A 9972-nucleotide genomic window follows, 5' to 3' on the forward strand; every position below is an offset into this window, starting at 1 on the left:
CATGGGAAAGATGTTTGGAACCTTCGGCGTCAGGGGGATAGCCAACGAGAAGATAACCCCAGAGTTCGCGCTTAAGATGGGCATGGCCTTCGGAACGATGCTGAAGAGGGAAGGAAGGGAGAAGCCGCTGGTAGTTGTTGGTAGGGACACCCGCGTTAGCGGTGAGATGCTCGAGGAGGCTTTAATAAGCGGTCTCCTCAGCGTTGGATGTGACGTTATCGATGTTGGAGTCGCTCCAACTCCCGCCATACAGTTTGCCTGCAGGTACTTCAAGGCCGACGGCGGAGCGGCAATAACTGCAAGCCACAACCCACCTGAATACAACGGCATAAAGCTCCTCGAGCCCAACGGCATGGGCTTGAAGAAGGAGAGGGAGACGGTAGTTGAGGAGCTGTTCTTCAACGAGGACTTCGACAGAGCTAAGTGGGACGAAATCGGAGAGGTCAGGAAGGAGGACATAATAAGGCCCTATCTCGACGCCATAAAATCGAGGGTGGACGTTGAGGCAATAAGGAAGAGGAGGCCATTCGTAGTCGTCGATACATCCAACGGTGCCGGCTCGCTCACTTTACCCTACCTGCTCAGGGAACTAGGCTGTAAGGTCGTCAGCGTAAACGCCCATCCAGACGGCCACTTCCCTGCGAGAAATCCTGAGCCCAACGAGGAAAACCTTAAGGACTTTATGAATGTTGTCAAGGCTCTCGGGGCGGACTTTGGAGTGGCTCAGGACGGGGATGCCGACAGAGCCGTTTTCATCGACGAGAACGGCAACTTTGTTCAGGGCGATAAGACCTTTGCGCTGGTTGCTGACGCTGTTCTCAGAGAAAACGGCGGCGGGCTGCTTGTCACAACCGTCGCTACCTCCTACCTGCTTGATGACATAGCCAAGAGGAACAACGCCAAGGTAATGCGCACGAAGGTCGGCGACCTTATAGTGGCGAGGGCTTTGTTGGAGCACGACGGAACCATAGGTGGCGAGGAGAACGGCGGCGTAATCTTTCCAGACTTTGTCCTCGGCAGGGATGGGGCCATGACAGCGGCAAAAATCGTGGAGATATTCGCGAAAAGCGGTAAGAAGTTCAGCGAGCTTATAGATGAACTCCCCAGGTACTACCAGTTCAAGACGAAAAGGCACATCGAAGGAGACAGGAAGGCGATAGTCGCTAAAGTGGCTGAGTTGGCCAGGGAGGGAGGTTACACCATCGATACAACTGACGGAACCAAGATACTCTTCGACGACGGCTGGGTATTGGTCAGGGCCAGCGGAACGGAGCCGATAATAAGGGTTTTCAGCGAGGCGAAGAGCGAAGAAAAGGCAAGGGAATACCTCGACCTTGGCCTGGAGCTTTTGGAGAAGGCTATGGAGTAGTTCTTCTGCATTCTTCGAGTATTTTTCTTGCCTCTTCAACGTTCCTTGGAACCTTCAGCCCCAAGCTCAGGAACAGCTCCGCGATGGATGGGACCTCAAGGTTGTGCTCTCTAAGGAGCCTGGGATTACCGAGTATCTCCTCGGGTGTTCCAACGGTTATTATTTTCCCACTGTCCATCAGGGCTATCCTGTCGCAGAGGGCCAGATATTCTGCCTCGTGGGAGGCCAAGATTACCGTCTTCCCTTCCTCCTTCATTCTCCTTATCAGCTCTCCGAGGAGCCGTTTCCCTCTGAAATCAAGGTTGGCGAAGGGCTCGTCAAAGACGATGATTTCGGGTTCCATCGCAAGGATCGTGGCTATTGCTATCCTCTTCTTTTCGCCGAAGCTGAGCTCCTTTGTTTCCCTGCTGGCGTAGTCCTCCATACCGACCTGTCTCAGTGCCCACAGGACTCTCTCCCTCAGCTTCTCCCCGCGGAGACCGAGGTTGTAGGGACCGAAGGCAACGTCCTCGAAAACAGTCGGCGAGAACAGCTGATCATTTGGGTCCTGAAAGACGATGCCAACCTTCCTTCGAACCTCCTTGGGGTTCTTAGCGGGATCGAGGCCGTCTATAATCACCTCCCCCTTCTTCGGCTTCAGTATGCCGTTGAGATGAAGAACAAGCGTGCTCTTTCCAGCCCCATTGGGTCCGAGAATCCCGAAAATTTCTCCTCCTTTGATGGTGAGGTTCACACCCCTCAGAACCTCTCTTCCTACGTACGAGAAGTGAACGTTTCTCAGCTCTATCATATCAGCAGACCCCCAATGGCAAGGAGCATCAGCAGTCCGATTGAGAGGTTTGGGCGTGGTTCTTCGAGCCTTGGGAACTCGCCAAAGCCCCTTGAGAGCATTGCCTTATAAATTCTCCCGTTTCTAAGGTATGCCCTCACAAAAATCTCGCCTATGAGTGCTCCAAGTTTCCGGTAGTATTCCTTTCTCCCGATTCCAAAGGCCCTGGAATCGAGGGCCCGCTTCATCCTCTCAGCCTCCTCTGCAAAGAGGTCGAGGTAGCGGTACGTGAACGCGAGCGTCAGGATGAGTACCCTCGGGAACTTCAGGGTCTCCATCTCTGCGAGTATCCTTGAAAAGCCGACCGAGCTGGTTATAACTACGGCGGTCCCCGCGGATAGAAAGGCCTTCCCGAGGAGCAGGAAGAATGAATAAAGCCCCTCGTGAGTTATCGGTCCTATGGGAGTATCGAGAATTGGTCTTCCAGGATTGAAGAGGGCAAGGATGAAGAGCAGCCCCTCAAACCCGAGGAGGAATCCGAGGTTGAGGAAAATCCTCTTCTTAGGCCTCATCATAATGACTACAGCAAAGAACAGGAGGGCAAAATAAGCTAACTCACTCAGGCTTTTTCGGGTAACGACGCCAATCGCGTAAATAAAAATGAACGGCAGGTACACTTCAGGCACCCTTGGCGAGCTTTGCTAAGCCGTAGCCAACCACGAAGGTCAAGGTTATTCCGAGGAGCCCCATGGCGAAGCTCTGAGCCCAGCTTTCGCCATAATCGAGGGGGGCGTGATAGATGGGATTCTCTTCGAGGCCGACCTTTTCCATGGTGGCCTCTAAACCATCGGGATTGCTCGAGGCCAGCGGAAGGACTATGGCCAGTATAACGGCTATGGCGATGAGCCCCTTCACTATAGTCCTCATGCGGTCACCCCCTCTATCTCGGGAAGCTTCATCCTAACGGCCTGGACGATGAGTATAGTGAGTATGGCCTCACCGATGCCGATTATAGCATGATAGCTTATCATCAGAGTGAGAATCTTGGCGAAGGGCAGGCTCTGACTGAAGCCTATCTCGATAGCAGTCATCGTTGCCCCCAGGAGCACTGAAAGCCACGCGGCAAAGCCCATGGCGAAAACCTCATTGATGTTCTTCAGCTTGGTGTAGATGGTATAGCCAACGAACGCCCCGATAAGTCCCATGTTGAGGATGTTCGCCCCAATGGCCGTTATTCCACCGTCACCGAAGAGCAATGTCTGAATGAGCAGCACCGCAGTCATGACTACTACCGCCGCGTACGGGCCGAGCAGTATGGCAACGAGCGTCGCTCCGAGCAGATGTCCACTGACTCCCCCGATTATCGGGAAGTTGACCATCTGGGCCGCGAAGATTCCAGCCGCAAAAAGGCCGAGGAGAGGTATTTTGTCTTCCGGGAAGTCCCTGAGCTTTTTGATTGAGTATAGAAGTCCTGCTATAGTTACTGCGTATGTCAATACTATAACAGGCGTGCTCAAAAGGCCGTCGGGTATGTGCAATTTATCTCCCTCCCTCTTGGTCTTGTTGTGTTATCAAAATCAAAAAAGGTAGCACCACATAAAAGTGTTTCTTTAACTCAGTATTATTAACCATAAGTTGGAGGCACCGGAGCTTAGCAATGAGAAAGGAAAGGGTCAGAGGTAACCCCTGTCCTCTTCCTCCGGTGTTGGAGGCATGGTCTGTTCGAGCATCGCTCTCTGCATCTCCTGAACCTTGCGGAGTATCTCCTCGGTTTCCTTGGCGCGCTCGTCGAGGGCCGTCATGTCGAGCTCGATGCCGAGTATCTTAGTTACCGCGCTGAGGACCGATTTGGCTGCCTTTGCGTCAACGATGTAGCCGAGGCTTTCGCCGAGCAGGCTTATTCCGTACATGCTCCTGAGCTTCCCCATGCCGAGGAGCAGTCCGGCGGCACCAACTATTGCGCCTCCCTCGTCCTCCCTCCAGACAACTTCGACCTGACAGCCTTCCAGCTTGGCTTTATAGTACTCAACAAGCTCCTCGTGGGTTACTGCCGCTAAAACCTTCGGCTCTCCCTGGAGCTCCGGCACCTGGTAGCCGCCCATCGTGATGATCTCCCTCGTGCCAAATTCGCTCACGAAGTCGAGCATCTTGCCAACGACCTCGAAGTGACCGGGGCTGTCCGTCGGCGGAACCTGCTGATCGCCCGTGATAATTATCAGGTCTCTTCCGTTCTCGTCGGGGTTCTTCCAGTAGTAGAACTCGTTTTTCATCAACTCAACTACGGAGTTCTTCTTGATGAGCACCTGGTGCATGAAATGCGGCGAGTAGAGCTCGGCGAACTTGACGGCCTCAAGCTCCTGAATCAGGTGTTCTGCGGCAAGCTTTCCAACCAGGCCTATCCCAGGGAGACCCTCGATGAACACAGGGTCCCTCAGCTGGGGCCTCTCGTAGACATAAATCATGGTTTCTTTCATGGTCTCACCTCTTCACAATGCCCAGCTGTTCGCGCTTCAGTCTGCGCCTGTACTCCCCGTAGGGATCCTCTGGCGAGAAGCGCGGCGGGTGGGCTATCTTTGTCTTGGTTCCGCAGACTGGACAGGTCTCTTTGAGGGTGTAGCGCCCGCAGCTGGGACATTTCCTTATGCGGAACCTCATGTCAATCCCCTTCAGGCGCCTCTCCTCTTTATCTTCTTGATGCGCTTCTCCTTCCTCAGGAGGGTTGCCTCTCCTCCCGCCTGCTTGATAACGCGAAGTATCTCCTCAGCGATGTCCTCGAGAACCTCTTCGGCCTTGTAATAGTCGGGTGCAGTTATGTCTATCCTGTATCTTGGAGCTCCCTGGTAGGTGAACTTGACTTCGATGTCCTTATCTTCGTTGACCCTGTCACGGGCCCTTATGAGCGCCTCCTTGATTATCTCTATGCCGTTGGGCTTCGGCACGGTTATCTCGAACTCGGCATCGATGGTTACCGTGGGAACCTCGACGTAGTTCTGGACTATCTCGTTGAGCGGCTCGAGCCATTCCTCGGGTATGATGCCCTTAAGAACCTCTATGCCGTTCTGGGCAGCGTCCTCAAAGGCGGCGTAAACTTCGCCGTACTCCTCCTCGAGGGGAACCCAGACCTCTTGCCAGGCCATCTCAAAGTCCTTCCCGAGCTTTTCTGCGGCCATCTTGAGGAGGTTCTCGGCCTTCTGGGCACGCTTGTACTCCTGGAGTTTGGCTTTCCTCTGCTGCTGGTTCACCCTCTTGAGGCTCAGGTCTATGTGCCCCTTATTCGGGTCAACGCGTATGACCTTGGCGACTACTTTCTGACCCTCTTTCACATAGTCCCTAATGTTCTTGACCCATGTCGAGGCGACCTCGCTTATATGCATGAAGCCCTCTTTACCGGGGTACTCGTCAAGCTTGAGAAACGCACCGTAAGGATGGATGCTCTTGACGGTCGCGATAACAAACTCTCCCTCTTCAGGATACTCCTTGGCTTTCCTCGGCATTCTAACCACCTCAAAATTTTCTTTGCCTGAGTAATTTACGAAAAGGAGGTTTTTAAAGTTTAGCAGAAGGCCGAAAGGGAAGAGAAAGAAAGGTGTTCACTCGAGAACCTCGAGTATCTTGGCCTTGATAACGCCCTTACCGCCGGTAGGCTCGACGAGCGTTGCACCGCAGACGAGGCACCTGACGGTGGTGGCCGGGTTGCTGAAGACTATCTGCTCGTTGCCGCAGTCGATGCACTTGACGCGGAGGAACCTGCTCCTCGGCATCGGGATGAGGTTCTTCGGGAGCGCCATGCGTCACACCTCCACGAGCTCGAACTTCTTAACGCGGAAGCCCTGTCCCCTCGTGTGGGCCTTACCGCAGACGGTGCACCTGAACCTGAGGTCGAGCTTCTTGACTGGCTTTTCCCTTCCAGCTGGGTTCGGCCTCGGGAAACCGCGGTAACCCTTCATGATCCTCCTGAACCTTCTCTGACCCTGGCTGAGCTCGCTCCTTGGCCTCTTCTTGACCTTCTCGACTTTGTGGATGGTGTGCTTCTTACAAAACGGACAGTAAGTCCTTATCTGCTTTGGATACTTCATTCTCTCACCTCCACAGAGGGCCCGGTGGGTTCCTTCTCCTCGGACACCCCCGAGCCGTGAGGGATTATCCTGCAACCCTCGCTAATCGTGAGGCTTTAAAAATGTTTTTGCTATCGACTGGGGCGAATTCCAGTGGACTCTCAGAGCGGAGTGAAGGAAATCGAAAGAAAGACCCCGCTGGAGAAATTGGAAGAAAAATACCTGGCTGACTCACTCGGCCGGCGCGTAGTAGCAGCGCTTCGGCGAGATTATCTTGCCTTCTTTTTTCAGAATCTTTATCGCCTTATCGACTTCTTTCTTGTCGATGCCGGCCAGCTCGGCTATCTCCTTGCTCTTAAGTGGCTTTCCGGCCTCTTTCAAAACCTTGAACACGAGCTCAACCTCGCTCATTCTCATCACCCTCGAGGTTTGTCAAAAGAACCTAAAACGTTTGAACTTAAAAGCTTATTGGTTAAAGCTGAAGGATGAATGGAACCACAAATGGAACGAGAGCAGTGAGGATGAATCCGTGGACAAAGGCTATTAGAGCGACTTCACTCCCGCCGAACTTGGTCATTATCGGCAGGGTGGTGTCCATGGTCGTTGCCCCGCCCATTGAGACCGCTAACTCCTTGGGAATTCTTTTGATTGCAACGGGATAGAGGAGAACCGTGAATATCTCCCTCGTCAGGTTGGCAAGAAAGCCGAGGGTTCCGTAGACGGCCGAATACTGAGCTATGAGCGGGCCTGTTAGGCTGTACCACCCACAGCCCGCTGAAACTGCCAGACCCCATCTCAGATCTATGCCGAGAATCAGAGAAGCCACGAGCCCTCCCAGGAGAGAGCCGAGGAGTGTTCCAAGGGGGAGCTTAACGGCGAGCCTTCCGAGCTTTCTAACCTCGTCGGGCCTGAAGCTTTCCCCGAGATCTATCCCTATGATGAATATAAGGAGATAGAGCATTATCTCGTAGAGGTTTCCGAAGTCGGGGGCGTAGAAGTGTCCGATGAGGATTCCGATAGTTAGTGAGGCCAAAACGTAGGCCAGAAATCTCATCTTTTCCTCCCTCCCAGAAGAAGGGCAATCCCAACGCTGCCTGCTATCGTCAACGCCGCAAAAGCCACGGATGAGCCAAGGAGCCAGAAGGCGTCTATCTCAACTTTTCCGGCCTCAACACCCATGAAGAAGATGAGGAGAAGCAACGCGACGCTCATTGGAAGGTCTACATTGACTTTCCGGCTCTTTTTCCTCAGGACGTAACCGAGGAATATCCCGAAAAGCAGGGGAATGAATATGTTCATGTAACGAGGTCTCTCTGAAGGTTAATAAACGTGTCGAAGGGCTCGGAGGGTGTTCACGTCATCATGTTGCATCGTCTCAGTATGCTTGCTATTCGTCATCGCCCGGGTTAGTTTGGATGCACTCTTTTTAAAGTTGCCTCAGCTTTTCCGAAGGCCTTTCCCTTTGAACCCGGCCAGGGAATGTGAAGGTTTTTATGAGGAAGTCTTCAACTCTCTCCGGTGGTGCTCATGATTCGCGCATCCGAAAGGGCTATGGGGATTGAATACGCTATAAGGGACGTTGTTCTTCCTGCCAGGGAGCTTGAGAAGAAGGGAATAAAGGTAATCAGGCTCAATATTGGTGACCCCGGAAAGTACGATTTCCAGCCGCCGAAGCACATGAGGGACGCCTACTGTAAGGCCATCCAGGAGGGCCACAATTACTACGGTCCGAGCGAGGGCCTGCCCGAGCTTAGGGAAGCAATAGTAGAGCGCGAGAAAAGAAAAAACGGCGTGGATATAACCCCCGACGACGTCCGTGTTACGGCCGCAGTCACGGAGGCGCTCCAGTTCCTCTTCGGCGCTCTGCTCAATCCTGGTGACAACATCCTCGTGCCGAGCCCGAGCTATCCACCCTACACCGGCCTCGTTAAGTTCTATGAGGGAGTACCCAGGGAGTACCTGACGGTTGAGGAGAACGGCTGGCAGCCTGACATAGACGACATGAGGAAGAAAATTGATGAGAAAACCAAGGCCATAGCTGTAATCAACCCGAACAACCCAACAGGAGCGCTTTACGAGAAGAAGACTATAAAGGAGATTCTCGATTTAGCGGGTGAATATGACCTTCCGGTTATAAGCGACGAGATATACGACCTCATGACCTACGAGGGCGAGCACGTCTCTCCGGGCTCACTCACCAAGGACGTCCCGGTCATCGTCATGAACGGCCTCTCGAAGATTTACTTCGCAACAGGCTGGCGTCTCGGCTATTTCTACTACGTTGATCCCGAGGGCAAGCTCGATGAGATTCGGGAAGCTGTCGACAAAATGGCGAGAATCAGACTGTGCCCCAATACACCCGCCCAATTCGCCGCAATAGCGGGTCTCACCGGCCCGATGGACTACCTCGAGGAGTACATGGCCAAGCTTAAGGAGAGGAGGGATTACATATACAAGCGCCTGACCGAGATTCCAGGAATAAGCACCGTCAAGCCTCAGGGAGCATTCTACATCTTCCCGAAGATAGAGGAGTGCTCCAAGTGGAAGAACGACAAGGAGTTCGTGCTCGATGCCCTCAACGAGGCTCACGTACTCTTCGTCCATGGCTCAGGCTTCGGCTACGCCGGTGAGTGGCACTTCAGGATAGTTTTCCTGCCGCCGGTTGAGATACTCGAGGAGGCCATGGATAACTTCGAGGCGTTCATGAGGAAGAGGCTGAGTTCCTGATTTCCTCTCCATTTTCTCTGTTGGGGAAAATAATGGGAGTTCTCATGGACCGATTATTTTGTAGGCTTTTACGCTGTTCCATGTTTTGATGTAAACTATGTTTCCATCAAGTTTCACGTCATATGGCCGCTCATTAAAGCTCTTGCAGGCAATTTTGATTAAATGGCCTGCCGTGTAAATGCAGACTCCGTTCTTTTCTTTGCCTTTCTCATTTTTAAGATAATATGCCACCGCAACATGGCTGTCATCAGCGTCTACACGCACTCTAATCCCAAGGCCCTCGCCGTTGATGCTTGTAATTGTTTTCCTCTTAACTTTCTTCCCTTCCACGATGTAAAGGATTACTTTAGTCTTAAGGGAAGACCACCCTCTGTCTGGCCACCCAACGGTCACGTAAGCTTTGTCACCAATAATTCTGACATCAGAGATATGGGCCCCCAAAACATCGGGGCAAAATCTGAATGTTGTTTCTCCTGTGGAGATATTCATGAGATATGCACAGGACTCACCTCCAGAGCCAAATGGGGCAGAACTAACGAGGATCATGCCATCTTTGGTATACTTGAGTGGATAAGCACTAAACGGACGCCACCATTTTATGTTCAGATTGTGATCGAGAAAAATCATAGACGTTCTTCCCCTTCCTCCTTCAAGGAAATACGCATATAGGAGAATCCCCTCTGGGGTGCAGATAGACCCCTTGTTCATCCCAGGTAGTATGTAGTTGGCAACAAGCGTGTCGTTCACAAAAATCCTGAAAACATGGGAAAAATTAGCAGGTATGTAAGTTGCATGAATCCTGAATGGACAACTTGTTGTTGATATGATGCTATCCTCAAAAGATACTCCTTCTGCGTTTGTTGGGATAAGCAGTCCTTTGGGTAAGAAGAAAATGGCAACAATCAATAATATGAAAAATACCTTTCTGGCTTTCATTTCACTACCCTCCAAGGTTACCCATTATCAAACAGCACCACCGTTGCTCTTCCACATTGGTCTCCATATTCTTCTTTGGTGCACACAACGAAATTTTGAGATCTTGCGTGGTCTGG

The 9972-nt window shown here is 52.3% G+C and carries 15 protein-coding genes; 2 read left to right on the forward strand and 13 right to left on the reverse strand.

The window, feature by feature from the left end:
- The first annotated feature begins 1 nt into the window (after window position 1).
- Window positions 2-1369: a phosphoglucosamine mutase gene (gene glmM / locus E3E32_RS04835; RefSeq protein ID WP_167730569.1), complete on the forward strand. Its 1368-nt coding sequence runs from the start codon at window positions 2-4 to the stop codon at window positions 1367-1369.
- Here the strand turns inward: glmM and E3E32_RS04840 are convergent.
- From E3E32_RS04840 to E3E32_RS04895, 12 genes are all read right to left on the reverse strand, one after another.
- Window positions 1359-2159, reverse strand: a complete 801-nt coding sequence (locus tag E3E32_RS04840) for an energy-coupling factor ABC transporter ATP-binding protein (protein ID WP_167730571.1) — start codon at window positions 2157-2159, stop codon at window positions 1359-1361. The genes glmM and E3E32_RS04840 overlap by 11 nt on opposite strands.
- Window positions 2156-2815 carry a CbiQ family ECF transporter T component gene (locus tag E3E32_RS04845; protein WP_167730573.1) on the reverse strand — a complete coding sequence of 220 codons (660 nt, stop codon included), beginning with the start codon at window positions 2813-2815 and terminating at the stop codon, window positions 2156-2158. The genes E3E32_RS04840 and E3E32_RS04845 overlap by 4 nt, the downstream gene beginning before the upstream one ends.
- A gap of 1 nt (window position 2816) precedes the next feature.
- Complete coding sequence (locus tag E3E32_RS04850) at window positions 2817-3065, reverse strand: PDGLE domain-containing protein (RefSeq protein ID WP_167712167.1); 249 nt, start codon at window positions 3063-3065, stop codon at window positions 2817-2819.
- Window positions 3062-3676 (reverse strand): energy-coupling factor ABC transporter permease, encoded by a 615-nt coding sequence (locus E3E32_RS04855; RefSeq protein WP_167730575.1) that lies wholly within the window; start codon window positions 3674-3676, stop codon window positions 3062-3064. Before E3E32_RS04855 ends, E3E32_RS04850 begins: the two co-directional genes overlap by 4 nt.
- Before the next feature lie 135 nt (window positions 3677-3811).
- Window positions 3812-4612, reverse strand: coding sequence for a proteasome assembly chaperone family protein (locus E3E32_RS04860; protein ID WP_167730577.1), 801 nt, complete (start codon window positions 4610-4612; stop codon window positions 3812-3814).
- A gap of 4 nt (window positions 4613-4616) precedes the next feature.
- Window positions 4617-4793 carry an RNA-protein complex protein Nop10 gene (locus tag E3E32_RS04865; RefSeq protein WP_012571196.1) on the reverse strand — a complete coding sequence of 59 codons (177 nt, stop codon included), beginning with the start codon at window positions 4791-4793 and terminating at the stop codon, window positions 4617-4619.
- Window positions 4794-4804: 11 nt separating this feature from the next.
- Window positions 4805-5632 (reverse strand): translation initiation factor IF-2 subunit alpha, encoded by an 828-nt coding sequence (locus E3E32_RS04870; RefSeq protein ID WP_012571195.1) that lies wholly within the window; start codon window positions 5630-5632, stop codon window positions 4805-4807.
- A 96-nt stretch (window positions 5633-5728) separates the two neighbouring features.
- Entirely contained in the window at window positions 5729-5926 is a 198-nt protein-coding gene (locus tag E3E32_RS04875) for a 30S ribosomal protein S27e (RefSeq protein ID WP_012571194.1), read from the reverse strand.
- Window positions 5927-5929: 3 nt separating this feature from the next.
- On the reverse strand, window positions 5930-6214 hold the full coding sequence (locus E3E32_RS04880) for a 50S ribosomal protein L44e (protein ID WP_012571193.1): 285 nt from the start codon (window positions 6212-6214) through the stop codon (window positions 5930-5932).
- Between the two features lie 210 nt (window positions 6215-6424).
- Window positions 6425-6610: an HTH domain-containing protein gene (locus E3E32_RS04885; RefSeq protein ID WP_234394333.1), complete on the reverse strand. Its 186-nt coding sequence runs from the start codon at window positions 6608-6610 to the stop codon at window positions 6425-6427.
- Between the two features lie 55 nt (window positions 6611-6665).
- On the reverse strand, window positions 6666-7247 hold the full coding sequence (locus E3E32_RS04890) for a lysine exporter LysO family protein (protein ID WP_167730579.1): 582 nt from the start codon (window positions 7245-7247) through the stop codon (window positions 6666-6668).
- On the reverse strand, window positions 7244-7492 hold the full coding sequence (locus E3E32_RS04895) for a hypothetical protein (protein ID WP_167730581.1): 249 nt from the start codon (window positions 7490-7492) through the stop codon (window positions 7244-7246). The genes E3E32_RS04890 and E3E32_RS04895 overlap by 4 nt, the downstream gene beginning before the upstream one ends.
- Before the next feature lie 228 nt (window positions 7493-7720).
- Between E3E32_RS04895 and E3E32_RS04900 the strand changes: the two genes are divergently transcribed.
- Window positions 7721-8920 (forward strand): pyridoxal phosphate-dependent aminotransferase, encoded by a 1200-nt coding sequence (locus E3E32_RS04900; protein ID WP_167730996.1) that lies wholly within the window; start codon window positions 7721-7723, stop codon window positions 8918-8920.
- 42 nt (window positions 8921-8962) lie between these two features.
- Here the strand turns inward: E3E32_RS04900 and E3E32_RS04905 are convergent, their stop codons facing one another.
- Complete coding sequence (locus tag E3E32_RS04905) at window positions 8963-9856, reverse strand: hypothetical protein (protein ID WP_167730582.1); 894 nt, start codon at window positions 9854-9856, stop codon at window positions 8963-8965.
- Window positions 9857-9972 lie beyond the last annotated feature (116 nt).

Source organism: Thermococcus sp. GR6 (assembly GCF_012027415.1).
Taxonomy (GTDB): Archaea; Methanobacteriota_B; Thermococci; order Thermococcales; family Thermococcaceae; genus Thermococcus; species Thermococcus onnurineus.